The sequence below is a fragment of the Paenibacillus sp. S33 genome (genome assembly GCF_053615415.1).
Genome location: NZ_JBSIEZ010000001.1, coordinates 1951310 through 1967334, shown reverse-complemented (window position 1 = coordinate 1967334; position 16025 = coordinate 1951310). Strand labels below are relative to the sequence as shown.

Sequence of the window (16025 nt, the reverse complement as noted above, 5' to 3'; positions counted from 1 at the left end):
CATTGTGTGAGTAACGTCGTCTAAATATGTATAAGGCAGATCCATGGAATAATCCCTAATCTGCCTTATCGTGCGTAGAAACGTATGTTAAAGCCGCTTACCAGTTCTTATCAATAAATTCATCACGACCTGATTGGGCCCGATCTTCCTTATAGTGCTTCACGTTTTTCTTGTGGTAATCCTGATGATAATCCTCTGCAGGATAAAAAATCGAAGCAGGAAGAATCTCCGTTACAATTGGCTTATCAAAGCGTCCACTTTGTGCCAACTGCTCCTTGGACTGTTGTGCAAGCTCACGTTGCTGCTCTGTATGATAAAAAATTGCGGGTTTATACTGTGTACCCCGGTCCTGAAATTGACCTTCCCCGTCGGTAGGATCTGTTTGCGGCCAATATAATTCGAGCAGCTTTTCATAAGGAAACAGCTCAGGTTCAAAAGTAATCTGCACCACCTCGTAGTGACCTGTAGTTCCTGTTTTAACCTGCTCGTAGGTCGGATCGGCAATCGTTCCTCCAGTGTATCCTGACACAATGCCATGAATGCCCGGCTGCTCTTCAAACGGAGTTACCATACACCAGAAGCATCCACCTGCAAAAGTCGCTTTCTCCATCTTACATCCAACCTTTCAATAACTTCATCATAAAGTGCGTTATTTTCTATCATATCTTAAAAGATAACCTTATAAAAGAATTGTTTATGAACTTGAGGAATTCGCAAAAATTCCACCTAAAAGAAATCAAGTAATTTGTCAGAATCCTTTATGGAAATCCATAGTTTGCGGGAAGACAAGAAACGTGTTCAGCTTAAACTATGAGCAAATCCCCGGAAATATAAGAAAAAGGTCTCTAAAACTGCTACGAGAGCAATTCTATAGACCTTTTCTAATAGATGCGGTCGAGAGGACTCGAACCTCCACGGGGGGTTAGCCCACACGGACCTGAACCGTGCGCGTCTGCCAATTCCGCCACGACCGCATATAAGTTGTCGTTTATCCTCGAAAGATCAATCTTTCTTAGCGACAAGATAGATCATACCATGCTCATATCAAGATGTCAAACCTTTTATATTTGTTAATTTCCTCTTGATAAAAAAGGAATAATAAATTAAAATAAGAACATAAGTTCTCGGGAACGAAGGTTCCTTTTCTTCATTCGGTTATGAATTATCATCACATTTTCCTAAGGCGGTGAATGGTAATGATCTCTTCAGATACTACTCAGCATGAATGGTCTCTTGTGAAAAGTTATCTGCTCCTTACCTTTATTCAAAAAGTATTTGAGCGGGACAGCCTAATTCTTGAAGAAAGCGGTATGCTGAAAACCCCTGATCTTTATGTCGAAATGGTTAATGCAGGTGTAGATCGTACCGGGATCCTGCTGTCTGAAATAAAACATGAATTTAATAAATATCACATTCATGTTCTGGACATACAACAAAACCACTCCGGCGTTCACGCCACCTATATAAGTAAAGGCAATAAAGAGCAGTTCAGTATGGCAATGCCAGCGTTCCGCAAAGAAATGTATGAGCGGATGCGAGCATATCTCGGACTCTCAACCTCTATGCCCCATACAGCTGCCCTTCCTTTACTAGAGAAACATCGCCCCGAATTACCAAACAATTCAACATCCAAACCTCTACGCATCGTTGAACGAAGTTTGGTTACATCCTCTTTGGCTTATAAGCGTAAAACGTCTCGCCCTGCTGCTTTTGCCGCAAGCAGAAGAGCATAATCCCCGCACAACCAATACGCAAAAGAAAAAAGCTTCCGCAGACACCAACTGTGCTCGGAAGCTCCTTTCCATATTCATCATATATCCAAATCGATCTATAACCGCTATGACGAAGTATAAGCTCATCAATTAATGATTCGCCTTATTGCAACGCCTTCTGTACACGCGTTACCCCTTGGCTTAGAGCATGTCCTCCACCTACTGCTGCGGCTACAGCAATGGTCTCCATAATTTCCTGATCACTGGCTCCTTTGGACCGCGCCTCGTCCACGTGATAAAACGTGCATACTTCATTGTTGGCAAATAAACCAATGCCTAGCGCAATCAGTTGCTTGGTTTTCTCATCTAGGCTGCCGGCTTGAAAGCACTCTCCGGTAAAGCGATGATATGCATGAACTACCTCGGGCAACCGATCTTCCAAATGGCTGATTTGATCCTTGTATGCATGTACTTTTTCGTCCATAACCGTCATTGACACAGCACGTCCTCTCTGTTGGATTTTCCTTCATTACTGTGTCCGATTTAGAGTTTCTGTATGCCTAATGAATCACCCAGTTATTTTTATCCAACACCCATTGGAGAACCCATTCCTAATCCAGATCTATCGGATTGTGACGCGGCTCGCTGAACGACTGGTATGTATAGCTGCGATCCAATTTGACCACACGTCGATTCTGGCGACGAATAAGCACCTGTTCCTCATCCCATGCCAGTACAATGCCCACAACATCGTTGGACTCCAATCCATCGCGTACGACACGCACCTTTTCACCGGAGAGTCGATAAGCATCCAATTCTTCGTCCATAATCATCCTTGTCCCCTCCTTATTCACTTTTTTAACATAACGATCATGGTTCTATATACATGAAAAAAGTTTAAAAAGAGACCTAAACGAATCATTTAGGTCTCTTCTCTCTTACTACTTATATGGATTGCCAACAGAGCGACAAATTATCCCGACTGATTCACACTGTGATCATGTTCTTTTGTATCGTTCTTCTCATACCAGAAGTCCAGCACTTGTGCAGACAACACTCGCTGATCTACATACTCCACTTGGTGAGCAGTAAATTCTTCTTTCCAAGAGAAGGACAATTCTTCGCATAGGTTAACCAACGTCAACAACTCAGACCAGGCCACATAGCGTTTATACCAAAAAAACTGAGGATGTTCAATCATATAGGGATACAAATCGTCGAATTCCGTATGCTTACAATCCAAGGCACGCTCAAAGTGTACTTTAGCCGCTGCCAGTTTTTCCAGAAAAAACTGTTCGGTCAATTGTTCTTTCCCCATGTTGCTGCCTCCTCTCCAAAACCTTATCTATATTATAAGCGAAATTGAAGCTCATGCAAAGGTTATTATTAGAAATAAGGATCAGGAGTTTTGAATTGTTACTATTCAGCAAACTCAATCTTGCCGTCAGCTAACGACGAAATTTTGACCAATGACTCTACACGAATACCCTGCTCACGGATGGTTCTCGCTCCGGCCTGAAAGCTTTTTTCCACCGCGACACCAAATCCAACCAACTCCGCTCCGGAGCGTTGAATGATTTTAACCATACCTCGCGCCGCATCACCATTAGCAATAATATCATCAATGAACAGAACACGGTCATCTTCGTGAATAAATTGACGAGACAGCATAATATCCGTAACAATACCTTTTGTAAACGAAGGTACGCGTTCACACAGCGCATCTGGATCAGCTAATAGGGTCTTTTTACGACGAGCAAATACCAACGGTACACCCAATTCCAATGCTGTCGCAAACCCGATGGCAATGCCTGAGGACTCCACGGTCACTACTCTGGTAATCTTCTCTTCTCGGAAACGTGCTGCGAACTCTCGTCCCATTGCCATTGTCAGTTCTGGATCAACCTGGTGATTAAGCAAACCATCCAGCTTCAGCACCTGATCTGATGCAATCACGCCTTCATTTAAAATTCGTTTCTTTAATACTTCCATTACATGACCTCCCACGGCAATCCTATGCGGTAAAAGTACCATACTTCACCCGCCGCTTTCAAGCTATAGCTGCTTTCCATGCGGTCATGTGACATTTTTTTTACGCTTGTTCCAGAACCATGCGGTGATTCCTCCCACAACGATTAAAAGAATAACGACCAGCCCTACCTGATGCGTCACCTTCTCCATTAGCTTCGCCACCTGCTCCCAATGCATGCCCACCGCATGTCCAATCCCCAAAAATGTACCGCACCACAGCAAAGCTCCTGCTGATGCATAACTGATATAGCGGAAAACGCCTAAACGGGTTGTACCTGCCAGATATGAGGATACATGTCTCAAGCCGGGGACAAAATATCCGAACAGGATTCCCCAGGTACCATAGCGCCCAAACCAATTTTCAGAAGAGGCAATCCTAGAAGGCGTAAGCCTCACCCATTTTCCGTATCGATGCAAAAGTGGTTTGCCCAACAGACGCCCCAATGTGTAGCTAAGCATCATACCCGTCATACTACCGAAAAATGTGACTGCCAGTGCAGCAATGAAGTTGTAGTGCCCTTGAGACACGAGCCCGCCGAAGGCGATCATTAGCACTTCGTCGGGTATCGGCATACCCGCTACTCCAAGTGCAAGCAAGCCGAACATTGCCAAATATCCGTATTCAAGTATCCATGCAAGGATTTGACCCATAAATTACGCTCCCGTCAAGCTATTCATTAATTCACTTTAATTATTTTCAGTCTCATCCAGTCATGTCCTATTTCAGTTGAACATAGTTTGTATTATATGCTCGCTGCAGCGTTATTCAAGCAGGCAAGGAGGGACTGGGGATGAAACGTAATATTCATGTTTTTCAAATTGCTTTTACATACATCGGTACAATCGTCGGTGCCGGATTTGCTACCGGACAAGAAATTCTGCAATTTTTTACGCAGTATGGTCGTTGGGCTACACTCACTATTATGCTATCCACAATCATATTTGTATGGTTGGGTACGAAAATGATGCTGATCGCTCATGATATTTCAGCCAAATCCTACGAGGACCTGAACAAACATCTTTTTGGTGCCAATGCCGGGAAATGGATTAGCTGGTTCACACTCATCGTGTTGATTGGCGTAAACAGCGTCATGCTGGCAGGAGCCGGCTCTGTTTTTGTAGAGCACCTTCACCTGCATTACCAAACCGGACTGCTTATTACACTGATTGGTACTTATTTGCTGCTAAGTAAAGGCATTAAGGCCATCTTGCACATGAACACCGTAGTTGTCCCTTTGATGATCATTATGTCTCTTCTGCTCGTTCACAGCACGCTCTCCATGCCCAATCCTCAGAGTTTTATTACGAATACGACAGATCACAGTACATTTCGAACCTTGCTCTCTCCACTGCTGTACACGTCCTTTAACCTAACTATGGCCCAAGCCGTGCTTGTACCACTTGGCAGCCAAACCTTTTCCCGAAGAACTATCCGCTGGGGCGGAGTTTTGGGCGGAGTTGGTGTCGGGTTTATGCTAATGGCTGCACACTTTGCCATGTCAGCACATATGCCGGGTATTCAGCAATTTGAAATCCCTATGGGAAGCATTGCTTACCGTCTGGGTGCCTTTGTCGAAATCATATACATTCTACTCATTTTCATGGAAATCTTCAGTACCTTTGTAGCCGACATTTATGGCGTCAGTCTGCAAATTCGTCAGCATGTCCAAATTTCGCCCAAGCTCATCACACTATTCATTATGCTCACCTGTTTTTTAATCAGTCAGTTCGGCTTCAGTTCACTGTTATCTGTCCTTTATCCTATTTTCGGAATGCTCAGTCTGATGTGGGTTAGTAAACTGATCATAGCAGGACGCAGGAGACCTTTCCGTTCCTCACGTCCTCGCTCCAGCTTTCGGCATTCCGATTCCAAACCAGGTGGTACTCGTCATGGTTAATGTGGAAATTTCAAATACATTTTCTTCAACTCGTTAACCGCCCGACTTAAAGAATAGCTTGATTTAGCTTTATCGCAGGCAGATCTAGCCAGCTCATAACGATAGGCAGGGTCAGCAATGACCTTTTCTAATGCGTCTGCCAGTGCCCTCGGATTGTCGGGTGGCACGAGCAGACCATTTACCCCATCTTCAATCTGCTCCGGTATTCCTCCCACTTCTGTACCTACCAATGCCAGACAACTTAACGCTGCTTCCGCAAATACCGAACCAAAGGCCTCCGCCCGAGAAGGCAAGACAAATACATCAAAGAAAGGCATAAACTCTTCTGGATGAAGGGTATATCCATAAAAAATCGTCTCATGGTATATATCGAGCTGTCGCGCCATCTCTTCCAGTTCAGGGCGAACCGGGCCGTCTCCAATAATATGAAGCACAAAATCCAGATTTCTTTTTTTAAGTTCAGCACAGGCCCGCAATAAAATATCCAGTCCTTTCGCCGGAACAAGGCGACAAACGGTTATGAGCTGTGTCACTTCATTTTCGTGTGGAATGGGTTTGAAGCGCTTCTCATCATATCCATTCGGAATGACTGCAATGTCTTGCGGATTCTGAACGTAAGGAGTTAAGTAATGCTGAAAAGAATGAGATACCGCTATCAGGCGATCCGCCTTCTGCTCCATTTCCCCATACAGTGACACCAAGAATTGGTGTTCAGGCCCGTTCTCCTCTATTTTCCCGTTTAGAATTAACTCCTTCTCATAGGAAGAGTGAATCGTCTGTACGAGCGGAATGTCAGGAAAAACAGTTTTCATGGCGATTCCGGCAATCGGATGATGAGCATGAATGAGGTCATAGGGCTTCTGAATACGAAGCCGGGTCCACCACAAATAGTCACGGTACGTCTGAATATATTTTTGAACGATTGAATATTGTTCATATCTCGTCCAGTCAAAGGTGTCAAAAGTTACTTCGTCCCTACCCTTGTTACGAATCCGTTTAGGGATTGAAAATAGCTCCATTTCCCAACGGGGGGATGTAAATCGCTCTTGCAGATATGGAATCATGGATGAAACGCCTCCCGGTTGCTCGGGTGGGAAAAAGAGAGCCTGTAGCAATTTCATGACGTGCTTCCCCTTTCAAGCATTAAACTGCCGGATCACAGATTGTATGTATAGGTTTCCGGATTTTCTGAAAGATGATATATTGAGAATAAATGTTAGTCACAAAAGAAAATTATAACATTTTAAATAGGATAAATCCTGTCTATTGTATCGGAACGATATCAACCGTTCAATAGATTGACTATTTTTGCAAATGGAGTCGGTGATGTTGACGTTGTTGTCCTTATCGGGAACCTTGGGTTTCCCATCTCTGGCCGGGGCCGTAAGTGCAGCCTGCGGTTTGTATATTATACTCATGATGGCACTGATGTGCGTGATCATATATAGCAGACAACGAAAAAAAGCCTATATCCTTTTTTCGGTTGCCGCTATTATTATTATGACATATGAAGCCATGAATCTCTATTCAGCAGGTGGAGGCAAGATGCAACTCCAAGGAATCGTGTGGAAAAATGTGCTGGAGGCGTCTGCCTTCGTGCTCATCAATGCCGCCGTATTTCAACTCTACCGGAAGCTGAAACGTGCGCAGACATGGACCTTGCTGCTGCTGGGTGCGTTATTGATATTGCCGGTTATTGCCTGGACTGCAGGTTTGTTGCCCGCTTGGATCAGCGCAGCGAAACTAGTTGGGTTCACTCTGTTTTATCGAGTACTGGCACTTATACTGGGCCTTGTGTTCATCACCCCACGAATCGGACAGCCAAAGAAGTATGTAGCGGGCTTATTCATGTATTTGCTCTGGCTCGGCTATTTGTGGCTGCGAAATGACATCCCTGAAGAAGCTGGAAGATCAAACACAGTCCTATATATGTCATTTTTACCATTGCTGTACTACACTACGTTATTCCTCATCCTGTTTGAACGGATTGTGGAGCTGCTCCAAAGGATTTACCGTTCTTCCATCACCGATGGCCTGACAGGGCTATATAACCGTAAATATTTTTCGGGACGACTACGGCGATATATGGATCAAGGAATCCGCGTGTCGGTCATTTTTTGCGATATTGACAATTTCAAAAAGTTGAATGATACACAGGGCCATGCTCGTGCGGATGAAGTACTCAAACAGGTGGCACAGATTATGGAGGATGAACTGGATGAAATCGGACTGACCGGACGATACGGTGGCGAGGAACTGGTCGCAATGGTTGTGGATCGACGTGCCAAGGTTGGACATGTCGCAGAACGTATCCGCGAGCGGGTCGCGGAAGAAAGCATTGTCACCATCAGTGTCGGACACAGTACAGTGAAGAAGGAAATGAACCCGGATGAACTGGTCAAGCAGGCCGATCAAGCGATGTACATATCCAAAACGACAGGTAAAAACAAGGTTACAGCTTATACAGCAGCCGAAGTGAAAAAGAGTCGGGCAGCACGCGCACAATAATTCGTAAACTGCGATTCAGTGTTGAACGTTGAGTTTGAATAATTCTCAGTCTGGTTGTCTATATCATAAAATGACGCACAGGAATCTCATAAGAACCTGTGCGTCATTTATATTTAATCTGCCCATCAAACTTCTGACGTTGCAGATGCTATATCCCGGCCGATCCATGCCAGTTCTTCACTAGTCAGCTCTCGATAGCTGCCCAGTGGCAGCTGTTCATCCAGCTTCAATGGGCCCATAGCTATTCTTTTTAAATAGGTCACCTTTTTACCAACCGCTTCGAACATACGCTTCACTTGATGAAACTTCCCCTCATGGATTACAAGCGAAATATAGGAAATGACTTCTCCATCTGCCTGGTGCGGATGTTCGTGGCGAAGAATGGTCAACTGTGCAGGAAGGGTAACATACCCATCATCCAGTTCCACTCCTGCTGTAAATTGATGTATGTCCTCCTCCGTGACATGACCCGATACGGTAGCCTCATATGTTTTAGGGACATGCCGCCGTGGAGAAAGTAGTTCGTGCGCTAGCTTACCATCGTTGGTCAACAACAATAGCCCTTCTGTATCTTTGTCTAAGCGTCCTACTGGAAAAGGCTCAAAGTGTCGTTCCTCCGCGCTCAGCAAATCCAGCACCGTCCGCTCCCTCGTATCTTCAGTTGCAGATATAACGCCCGGTGGCTTGTGCAGCATGATGTAAATATACTCCCGAAAAACAACACGTTCCCCGTTCACTTCAATCTGATCCTGGTATGGATGAACCTGTAAGCCGCTATCCTTAGTGATCCTCCCGTTTACTGTGATCATCCCTTGCTTCACCTGTCGCTTGATATCACTACGGGAGCCATATCCCATATGGGTTAAAACTTTATCCAAACGTTGCGTTTGTCTCCCTTTTCCACTCATACCGATGTCCACCTCCAACCTGTAGGGTATTCATTTTTGAGCATGCCGTCCTGCCATTTGCCCCACCCAGCCGAATAACCATCAATGCACACGAGAGTATAGCCTTTGGGCTGGACTTCGTTCCGCAGTGCCATTCTCTCAACGGGGATGGACAAGGTCTCCCCTTTTAAATACCGGATGGCCTCAGCATCTGAACTGGAGAGATTGATGCTTCTAGCCGCCTCTGAAGGGCGTAATGCCACCGCCAGCGGGTGTGAAGGCACAAAGCGACCATTCTTGTCGGTACCCATAAACCAGCCTGGTCGCACCACCTTAAGGCCGTCCAAACGATGGGATGCCAATGGCGACTGATAAATACGATCTCCATAGACCACCGTATAGCCTGTAAAGGACACCTCCAGCTGATCCTTCACAAATTGGTGATAGGACTCCAGCACATCTTGTGGGGAGCGTGCAGCGGATTTTACATTCTCTTTGCCAGAACGAGACTTATTGCCACCCAAGCCGCGCGCGGACTTTCCTTTACCGGACTTCACATCCATTCCTTTTCCACTTCGTTTAGGCTCACCAGTCGCATGTCTTCCTTGACCGCTTGGCATCAGTGCTTCCTTGACGGACAAAAACTGCTTCTTCCGTGGATACGCTGCATCTATGTTCAATGCCCTGTCATTCTTGCCCTCAAATGGAGTCAAATCCCCGGATTCAGTGTGATCTTCAGTCCCAGTGACACGACCACCCTGGTGTTGCAACACAGCGATAAAATGGCCTTCTCCCTCTACGAGATGCGGCCAAAGGCGTGCTGTTCCCCGCAGTTCGGGGTGTGATGCCGCGACCTCTTCACTCATCCATTCCGGGTGGCCTGGTGCAAAACCTGCTTCCGATGGAACAGGGACTACGTCAAAATCGGGATGAGCCTCCAGAAATTCTGCGATCATTCCTTCATTTTCTTCTGGCGCAAAGGTGCAGGTCGAATAGACAATTCTCCCTCCTGTGCTCAGCATCGAGGCCGCTACACGCAAAATGTCCCGTTGCATGACTACACATTTATCCACCGAATGCGTTTCCCATTGTTTTGCCATATCCTCATCTTTGCGGAACATACCTTCTCCCGAGCAAGGTGCGTCAATTAGTATCTTGTCAAAAAAATGAGGAAAGGCATCGGCGATTCGATCCGGGCTTTCATTCAGCACCACGGCATTACGCACACCGTACAATTCCACATTTTTAGCCAACGCTTTGGTTCGGTCCGCGCTAATATCATTTGTCACCAATACGCCGCTTCCTTGTAGTTTGGCAGCTATTTGGGTCGATTTCCCGCCCGGTGCAGCGCACAAGTCCAATACAGCTTCATCTTGAGCTACATTGAGCAGTTCAACCGGAGACATTGCACTCGGTTCCTGTATATAGTACAGTCCCGCATGGTAGTAAGGATGTAACCCCGGCTTGGTACCGTGCGGAATGTAAAAACCCGTGGCACACCATGGAATCGGCCGCAGTTCGAACGGAGAACGTTCCTTAAAGTCCTCCACCGAAATTTTTAACGTATTAACGCGAATCCCGGCAAGGGGCGTGTGGTCATAGGCGGTCATAAATGCTTCAAATTCGTCGCCGAGCAGTTGCTCCATGCGCTTTACAAATGCTGTGGGGAGCTGTACACCCATAATCGTAATCATCCTGTCCTTTTAAAATAAATTTTATTGTACCATATTCAACCTGTTATCCTGCAATATCGGTGTGATTTACGAACTTTCACTACAATCTGTAATGTTGTATAATAATGAGATTCATAGCTACATATTTTGAATTTTGATAGGAGAGATTGCATTGAACGCACAAAAATCCAACAAAAAAAAGCTTATACCTGTCATCGGCTTTTTTGTTGTGCTGGTCATTTTGCTTGGAGTACTGCTCGCTTTAAATTCAGGCACTAAAAATAAGCTGTATGGCGTTTCCACAGCCTCGTTAAATCCTGCTACTCAAGAGCTGTTAAATGACCCGAACTATCAGCAAATTATTAAGCCGGAAGATCTACAGAGTAAAATTGACAAAAAGGAAAACTTCTTCGTCTATCATTTCGCTTCCGACTGTGTGCATTGCCGCGCCACTACTCCTAAGCTCTTGCCTTTGAGCAAGCAGGAGAACATTACGATGCACGAATTTAACCTGCGTGAGTATGAGGATGGCTGGGACAAGTATAAGATTGAGTATACCCCTACGCTCATTTATTACGAAAAAGGCGTGGAAAAGGAACGTATGGTAGGTGGATTGAAGGAAAGTCCTTCGGACAATGGGTATACACTCGACGATTTCAAAGCCTTCTTTGAGAAATATAAAAAGAACGTAACCTCCTAGTCAAACGTTCACACACCTGAAACGATAAAGCAGCCCGATCCTTATAAACGGATCGGGCTGCTTGCTTATCATGCGCTTCAAACTCAAGGCGCATCCTTCGTTTCCGCCGAGACAGAGCCTGAGCCTCCAGTTGCCTGTCTTCGCCTAATTGAAGCTGCCAGCGCCTGCTGACGCTGCTCATGCTTTTCCCCACGCCGAGGACCTCTCTGCTGCGGGATGTTGACTGGAATGGACGACGATGCCTTCTCCACGGCCCGGCGCAGCCCGGGCTCGACGATTTCTATCGTCAAATCCCGATAAACCGGCGGTTGGTGCTGAAGCTCTTCCGTACCGGTCATAACTGCTTCAGCAAGCTGACGGGCGCAAACGCGCGCCTCGTCCACCAGCTTCGCCATATTAATGCCCAGCGCCTGCGAAGGAGCATGCTCCAGCCTGTGGACCGCACTATTCAGCATCATATGTCCACCACGATAGTTACCATTCCGGAAATGATACAGTCCTACAGCAACTTGCAGCAAGCCTTTATATACAGGGTCACGGTCCAGCTTAAGCCACAGCTCTTCCAGTACCTCATGACATTCAAAGTAATCCCGATCCCGATTGAAGTATACCAAATAAGTCACGTACAGCGGTTCGTAGGAAAGGTTTTCCATTTAATACTCATCCCTGTCTTCTTCCTTGGTAGAGGCTTCTAGCATCTCTTTGACCTCATCGTGAAGCAGCTTGATTCCTTCCATGTCGTGCCGTTCCCACAGTTCATTAAATCTGCGCTGCGCATCAATCGTTTCACTGATCTTATGGTAGAAATACAGCCGGTGCATACCTGTTAGCACTTTAGAAACGATATTGGCTTCATCCTCGAACTTTTTCTGCGCTTCCAATATTTCAAGACGCATAGAAGACATCTCATTATCCAATACAAAGGCTGCCTCAGCTGCCTTTTTCAATCGTGTGCGCATATTATCAGGCAAGCTTTCACGATACTTATAGCTAAGAGAATGCTCTATGGTTGCCCAAAAATTCATAGCCAAAGTACGGATTTGAATTTCTGCCAGCACAATCTTCAGCCCCACTGCTGTTTGAACCGGATACTCCACAATCATATGAAAGCTGCGATAGCCGCTGTCTTTATAATTGGTGATATAGTCCTTTTCATACAGTACGGTCAAATCCTTACGTCTTCTGATATATTCGGCCACCCGCCGAATATCCTCTACAAATTGACACATAATGCGAATGCCTGCAATATCCTCGATTCCCGTCTCCAGCTGATCAGAAGGAACCTGTAATCTCTTTGCCTTATCGAGGATGCTTGATATTTTTTTAACCCGTCCGGTTACGAATTCGATAGGAGCGTATTCCTCGCGCTTTTTCAGCTCCGCACGCATTGTTTTGAACTTGACCTTAAGCTCTTCCACCGCCTGATCGTATGGCAGTAAAAATGTTCCCCAGTCTCTTCCGTCCATCCCCGTACCTCCTGTCTCTTCCGACAACGCTTTTTTATCTGTGATCTGCACCAACAGCCTCGGTAATGTGTCTAAAGCCGTCCTTTCGAAGCAGCTCACGCAGGCCAGCATGTATAGCCCTATTTACTTCCGGCCCTTCGTAGATCAATGCTGTATAAATTTCAATCAGGCTTGCGCCTGCTTTAATTTTGTCATAGGCATCACGACTCGTGAAGATGCCGCCCGATCCGATGATAGGCAGCTTACCTTCCGTCTGGCGGTACACCCGTCCGATGACCTCTGTGGAACGGTCACGCAGCGGCTTACCACTCAGCCCTCCTGTTTCACTCGCATTTCGGTGCGTCAGACCAGCTCTGGATATTGTTGTATTGGTCGCAATAATGCCGTCTACTCCACTGGCAGCAATCGCATCTGTCATATATTCCAATTCCTCATCCGATACATCTGGCGCAATTTTAACCAGTACAGACTTGGCATTGCCATACTTTTTCGCCTGAACTCCCATCTCTGCCCGAACCGCTTCCAATAGCGACTTCAGTTCATTACCATGCTGGAGCTTTCGTAAATCCGGCGTATTCGGCGAGCTAATATTCACTACAAAGAAGTCCGCATACGGATACAGTGCGGAAATACACTTTTCATAGTCCTTATGAGCATCCTCATTGGGCGTGATTTTATTTTTGCCGATATTAACTGCGACCGGAACAGGTCGATGTTTGAGTGCAGCCAGACGTTTGGCCATGCTCTCAGCACCCAGATTGTTAAAGCCCATCCGATTGACTAACGCCTCATCGGGAGGCAGTCGGAACAACCGGGGCCGATCATTGCCGGGCTGTCCCACAGGTGTCACCGTTCCCACTTCCATAAATCCAAACCCGATGGAAGAAAAACCAGTAACCGCTTCTGCATTTTTATCCAGTCCTGCAGCCAGTCCAATCGGGTTGGGAAAATGAATGCCAAACAGATCAACGGCAAGATCCTCCGTTTCCTTGACTCCGTACATCCCTCGCAGTGTCGCTGCTCCACCAGGGAATGAGCCCGCATGTTTTAAGCCGTCAATGACTACATGATGGGCCGTCTCTGGACTCATTTTAAAAAAAACAGGTTTCGCAATCCTTCGATACAACACGATTCATCCACTCCGTTCTATGCCCTTGCACAATCCTAAAAAACATCTCTACAAAATAGTTTAGCTTTTTCCATACCAAAAAGAAAGTAATTTGCGAGGTGTAGCTCCAGAACAATTCAGTTGTCATGGAGATGTCATTGAAAATGTATAATCAAACCATTTACAATGGACATAGTAAGACAAGACCTTAGCCCGTTAGAAAAGAGGGATTGCTGATATGAAGACCAAGCGCAAGCCGCCTAGTCTGCAAAAGAAAAAGGATGAGGTGAACAAGAAAGCGATTGTATGGACCGCCGTCAGCTTTGTTCTCCTCATCATTGTGATTATTCTGGTCATTGTTTTAGCACAAGCAGGAAATCGTTAAACACCAAGTAGCAATAGCATCAAAACGTTAATTTAGCCAGTGATAGGTTTTGCGGGGATTCGTCTGGTCATGCTGCGGCTCACTTGTAAATCGAGAACCAGGCACAAGCACTTGATCAGGCAATCCCCCGTTACCAATAACTACCTCCGTACCCGAAGGTACGAGTGCAAACAATTCCTCCACATCCTCTTTACCCATTCGGACGCAACCCAACGACTCATTTTTGCCAATGCTGTCCGGCTCGTTCGTGCCATGAATGGCATAATTCGTTGCAGACAGTTGCATTCCACGGCTGCCAAACTCACCGTTGGATTTGCCGTTCGGATTTACTACTTTATCGGTAATCACAAACTTCCCTTCTGGTGTTCTTTCTCCGCCCAAACCGATAGGATAATTTCGAATAAGTACATTGCCACTTACCAGGGCGAGCCTGTGCTTGGATTTGTCCACCACAATTCGCAGCGGTTGCCCCAGAAAAGGTCGTCCGTGCAATGACGATGCCAGTAATGGACTACTTTCGGCCGACGAGTCAGCGTCTAAATCTACTGCCTTCCCTGTTCCCTGTCCTGGTGAAGCAAGTAAATTACGCATAGGTGTAAAAGCCTTCTTCATCCCGTCTGTCGTACCGTACATCGTGTTAGCGGGAAAGTCTCGAGTCAGTTCATCAAGACTCTGGGGAAGACGTTGATGCTGTGAGCGAAAAGCACGCATGGAGCTATTCAACACAGCTAATTCCTCCTGTCCAGCAGCCCATTTTAGACCTGCTTTGCGAAGATTTTCACTGTCTGACGGCTTGCAGGCACACGCAGCGGCGTCGTAAGACTGAACAGCTAATCCACCGTTTCCTTTGTTCTGTACACTAAGTAAGGGCTTCATACCCTCTCTCCAGAGCAGCCATGAGCCCCCTTGCTCCATACCCAACACTGTAGTCTTGGACGGCAGTCGGCTAGTCTTAGCCAACAAATCAGTAAGCCCCGTTCCAGCTCCACTCCCTTTTCGAGCTTGAGCCGTAAACACACCACCAACCACACCGATCTGGGCCATCTCCTTCGGATCAGCAGTGGCCACTTTCGTAACTTCAATATTATCAATTGCTGACTGCTCAGTTCCAGATGGAACAGATGCATTTTCATTTGAAGGTCTCGGTGAATGGGCTGAAGGAACCCATATGAGCAGTAGTACCATTAACGCAGTTAACAGGTGGCGTGTTCGAGCCGTCCTTCGCTCCTTCTCCTTGGACATTTGAACCAGTTTATCCTGATATTCCATCCATACGTCTGCCGGAATCTGTTTATGCTCGAAGGCTTCGAACACTTCTCCTGCGCGATTAAAACAATAATTTGCTTTGCCCTCTTGACCGCTGCTCTCATACTCTTTGCCGAGTAAATACCAGGCCATTTTATTATCAGGGTGTTTTTTTACATACGATTTAAGATGAGGCGAATGGTTCATCGGATCCTCCTGATCGTGTAATCTTGCATACTTCCTATTATGTATATCGGCAAAAATAGACTCGATGGACAGCACATAAAAAAACGTCTATCGACGCACTTTCACGGAAGCTAGACCGCGCTTGGCAGAAGTTTTTCTTGCGATTATAGAATAGTTCACCTCCGCTGAACCATTCTATAATCTAAAAAAACAGCACCGACAGCTT

Annotated in this window: 18 protein-coding genes and 1 tRNA gene; 5 read left to right on the top strand and 14 right to left on the bottom strand. The window is 46.1% G+C overall.

Annotated features, from left to right (window positions below; translation table 11 throughout):
- Positions 1-97: 97 nt before the first annotated feature.
- Entirely contained in the window at positions 98-610 is a 513-nt protein-coding gene (gene msrA, locus ACWGXJ_RS09350; protein WP_061828586.1) for a peptide-methionine (S)-S-oxide reductase MsrA, read from the bottom strand.
- Positions 611-889: 279 nt separating this feature from the next.
- A tRNA-Leu gene (locus tag ACWGXJ_RS09345) sits at positions 890-974 on the bottom strand.
- Between the two features lie 222 nt (positions 975-1196).
- Here ACWGXJ_RS09345 and ACWGXJ_RS09340 point away from each other — a divergent pair.
- Positions 1197-1733, top strand: coding sequence for a hypothetical protein (locus tag ACWGXJ_RS09340; RefSeq protein WP_452566610.1), 537 nt, complete (start codon positions 1197-1199; stop codon positions 1731-1733).
- Between the two features lie 142 nt (positions 1734-1875).
- Here ACWGXJ_RS09340 and ACWGXJ_RS09335 read toward each other — a convergent pair whose 3' ends face one another.
- The 5 genes from ACWGXJ_RS09335 to ACWGXJ_RS09315 all read right to left on the bottom strand — a co-directional run bounded on the left by ACWGXJ_RS09335 (position 1876) and on the right by ACWGXJ_RS09315 (position 4394).
- Positions 1876-2205 carry a carboxymuconolactone decarboxylase family protein gene (locus ACWGXJ_RS09335; RefSeq protein ID WP_165176713.1) on the bottom strand — a complete coding sequence of 110 codons (330 nt, stop codon included), beginning with the start codon at positions 2203-2205 and terminating at the stop codon, positions 1876-1878.
- A gap of 118 nt (positions 2206-2323) precedes the next feature.
- Positions 2324-2545, bottom strand: coding sequence for a hypothetical protein (locus ACWGXJ_RS09330; RefSeq protein WP_061828588.1), 222 nt, complete (start codon positions 2543-2545; stop codon positions 2324-2326).
- A gap of 140 nt (positions 2546-2685) precedes the next feature.
- On the bottom strand, positions 2686-3030 hold the full coding sequence (locus ACWGXJ_RS09325) for a hypothetical protein (protein WP_007429850.1): 345 nt from the start codon (positions 3028-3030) through the stop codon (positions 2686-2688).
- 101 nt (positions 3031-3131) lie between these two features.
- Positions 3132-3704, bottom strand: a complete 573-nt coding sequence (locus ACWGXJ_RS09320; protein ID WP_013309742.1) for a xanthine phosphoribosyltransferase — start codon at positions 3702-3704, stop codon at positions 3132-3134.
- A gap of 84 nt (positions 3705-3788) precedes the next feature.
- On the bottom strand, positions 3789-4394 hold the full coding sequence (locus ACWGXJ_RS09315) for a DedA family protein (protein ID WP_209947969.1): 606 nt from the start codon (positions 4392-4394) through the stop codon (positions 3789-3791).
- A gap of 140 nt (positions 4395-4534) precedes the next feature.
- Between ACWGXJ_RS09315 and ACWGXJ_RS09310 the strand changes: the two genes are divergently transcribed.
- Complete coding sequence (locus ACWGXJ_RS09310; protein WP_028542811.1) at positions 4535-5641, top strand: YkvI family membrane protein; 1107 nt, start codon at positions 4535-4537, stop codon at positions 5639-5641.
- Here ACWGXJ_RS09310 and ACWGXJ_RS09305 read toward each other — a convergent pair.
- Positions 5638-6762 carry a glycosyltransferase family 4 protein gene (locus ACWGXJ_RS09305; protein ID WP_452566609.1) on the bottom strand — a complete coding sequence of 375 codons (1125 nt, stop codon included), beginning with the start codon at positions 6760-6762 and terminating at the stop codon, positions 5638-5640. The genes ACWGXJ_RS09310 and ACWGXJ_RS09305 overlap by 4 nt on opposite strands.
- 205 nt (positions 6763-6967) lie before the next feature.
- Here ACWGXJ_RS09305 and ACWGXJ_RS09300 point away from each other — a divergent pair, with 205 nt between their 5' ends.
- Positions 6968-8149 (top strand): GGDEF domain-containing protein, encoded by a 1182-nt coding sequence (locus ACWGXJ_RS09300; RefSeq protein WP_452566608.1) that lies wholly within the window; start codon positions 6968-6970, stop codon positions 8147-8149.
- A 125-nt stretch (positions 8150-8274) separates the two neighbouring features.
- Here ACWGXJ_RS09300 and ACWGXJ_RS09295 read toward each other — a convergent pair whose 3' ends face one another.
- Complete coding sequence (locus ACWGXJ_RS09295) at positions 8275-9057, bottom strand: pseudouridine synthase (RefSeq protein ID WP_322172115.1); 783 nt, start codon at positions 9055-9057, stop codon at positions 8275-8277.
- Positions 9054-10718, bottom strand: a complete 1665-nt coding sequence (locus ACWGXJ_RS09290) for an RsmB/NOP family class I SAM-dependent RNA methyltransferase (RefSeq protein WP_452566607.1) — start codon at positions 10716-10718, stop codon at positions 9054-9056. Before ACWGXJ_RS09290 ends, ACWGXJ_RS09295 begins: the two co-directional genes overlap by 4 nt.
- A 163-nt stretch (positions 10719-10881) precedes the next feature.
- Here ACWGXJ_RS09290 and ACWGXJ_RS09285 point away from each other — a divergent pair, with 163 nt between their 5' ends.
- Positions 10882-11409, top strand: coding sequence for a thioredoxin family protein (locus ACWGXJ_RS09285; protein ID WP_013309735.1), 528 nt, complete (start codon positions 10882-10884; stop codon positions 11407-11409).
- A gap of 83 nt (positions 11410-11492) precedes the next feature.
- Here the strand turns inward: ACWGXJ_RS09285 and ACWGXJ_RS09280 are convergent, their stop codons facing one another.
- The 3 genes from ACWGXJ_RS09280 to ACWGXJ_RS09270 are packed head-to-tail and all read right to left on the bottom strand — an operon-like array spanning position 11493 to position 14004.
- The gene (locus ACWGXJ_RS09280; protein WP_250268018.1) at positions 11493-12062 is read right to left on the bottom strand and encodes a DUF309 domain-containing protein; all 570 of its coding nucleotides are present in this window, start codon (positions 12060-12062) and stop codon (positions 11493-11495) included.
- Entirely contained in the window at positions 12063-12875 is an 813-nt protein-coding gene (locus tag ACWGXJ_RS09275; protein WP_023988035.1) for a GTP pyrophosphokinase, read from the bottom strand.
- A 34-nt stretch (positions 12876-12909) separates the two neighbouring features.
- The gene (locus ACWGXJ_RS09270) at positions 12910-14004 is read right to left on the bottom strand and encodes a quinone-dependent dihydroorotate dehydrogenase (protein ID WP_061828594.1); all 1095 of its coding nucleotides are present in this window, start codon (positions 14002-14004) and stop codon (positions 12910-12912) included.
- A gap of 217 nt (positions 14005-14221) precedes the next feature.
- On the opposite strand from ACWGXJ_RS09270, the gene ACWGXJ_RS09265 reads away from it, so the two are divergent.
- Positions 14222-14368 (top strand): hypothetical protein, encoded by a 147-nt coding sequence (locus ACWGXJ_RS09265; protein WP_023988033.1) that lies wholly within the window; start codon positions 14222-14224, stop codon positions 14366-14368.
- A gap of 27 nt (positions 14369-14395) precedes the next feature.
- Here ACWGXJ_RS09265 and ACWGXJ_RS09260 read toward each other — a convergent pair whose 3' ends face one another.
- The gene (locus ACWGXJ_RS09260; protein ID WP_452566606.1) at positions 14396-15820 is read right to left on the bottom strand and encodes a L,D-transpeptidase; all 1425 of its coding nucleotides are present in this window, start codon (positions 15818-15820) and stop codon (positions 14396-14398) included.
- Between the last annotated feature and the right edge of the window lie 205 nt (positions 15821-16025).

Coding starts and splice junctions, on each gene's coding strand:
- ACWGXJ_RS09280 (WP_250268018.1), bottom strand. CDS start 12,062: ATGGAAAACCTTTCCTACGAACCGCTGTACGTGACTTATTTGGTATAC.
- ACWGXJ_RS09310 (WP_028542811.1), top strand. CDS start 4,535: ATGAAACGTAATATTCATGTTTTTCAAATTGCTTTTACATACATCGGT.
- ACWGXJ_RS09340 (WP_452566610.1), top strand. CDS start 1,197: ATGATCTCTTCAGATACTACTCAGCATGAATGGTCTCTTGTGAAAAGT.
- ACWGXJ_RS09315 (WP_209947969.1), bottom strand. CDS start 4,394: ATGGGTCAAATCCTTGCATGGATACTTGAATACGGATATTTGGCAATG.
- msrA (WP_061828586.1), bottom strand. CDS start 610: ATGGAGAAAGCGACTTTTGCAGGTGGATGCTTCTGGTGTATGGTAACT.
- ACWGXJ_RS09325 (WP_007429850.1), bottom strand. CDS start 3,030: ATGGGGAAAGAACAATTGACCGAACAGTTTTTTCTGGAAAAACTGGCA.
- ACWGXJ_RS09295 (WP_322172115.1), bottom strand. CDS start 9,057: ATGAGTGGAAAAGGGAGACAAACGCAACGTTTGGATAAAGTTTTAACC.
- ACWGXJ_RS09320 (WP_013309742.1), bottom strand. CDS start 3,704: ATGGAAGTATTAAAGAAACGAATTTTAAATGAAGGCGTGATTGCATCA.
- ACWGXJ_RS09265 (WP_023988033.1), top strand. CDS start 14,222: ATGAAGACCAAGCGCAAGCCGCCTAGTCTGCAAAAGAAAAAGGATGAG.
- ACWGXJ_RS09260 (WP_452566606.1), bottom strand. CDS start 15,820: ATGAACCATTCGCCTCATCTTAAATCGTATGTAAAAAAACACCCTGAT.
- ACWGXJ_RS09290 (WP_452566607.1), bottom strand. CDS start 10,718: ATGGGTGTACAGCTCCCCACAGCATTTGTAAAGCGCATGGAGCAACTG.
- ACWGXJ_RS09300 (WP_452566608.1), top strand. CDS start 6,968: ATGTTGACGTTGTTGTCCTTATCGGGAACCTTGGGTTTCCCATCTCTG.
- ACWGXJ_RS09330 (WP_061828588.1), bottom strand. CDS start 2,545: ATGATTATGGACGAAGAATTGGATGCTTATCGACTCTCCGGTGAAAAG.
- ACWGXJ_RS09335 (WP_165176713.1), bottom strand. CDS start 2,205: ATGACGGTTATGGACGAAAAAGTACATGCATACAAGGATCAAATCAGC.
- ACWGXJ_RS09305 (WP_452566609.1), bottom strand. CDS start 6,762: ATGAAATTGCTACAGGCTCTCTTTTTCCCACCCGAGCAACCGGGAGGC.
- ACWGXJ_RS09275 (WP_023988035.1), bottom strand. CDS start 12,875: ATGGACGGAAGAGACTGGGGAACATTTTTACTGCCATACGATCAGGCG.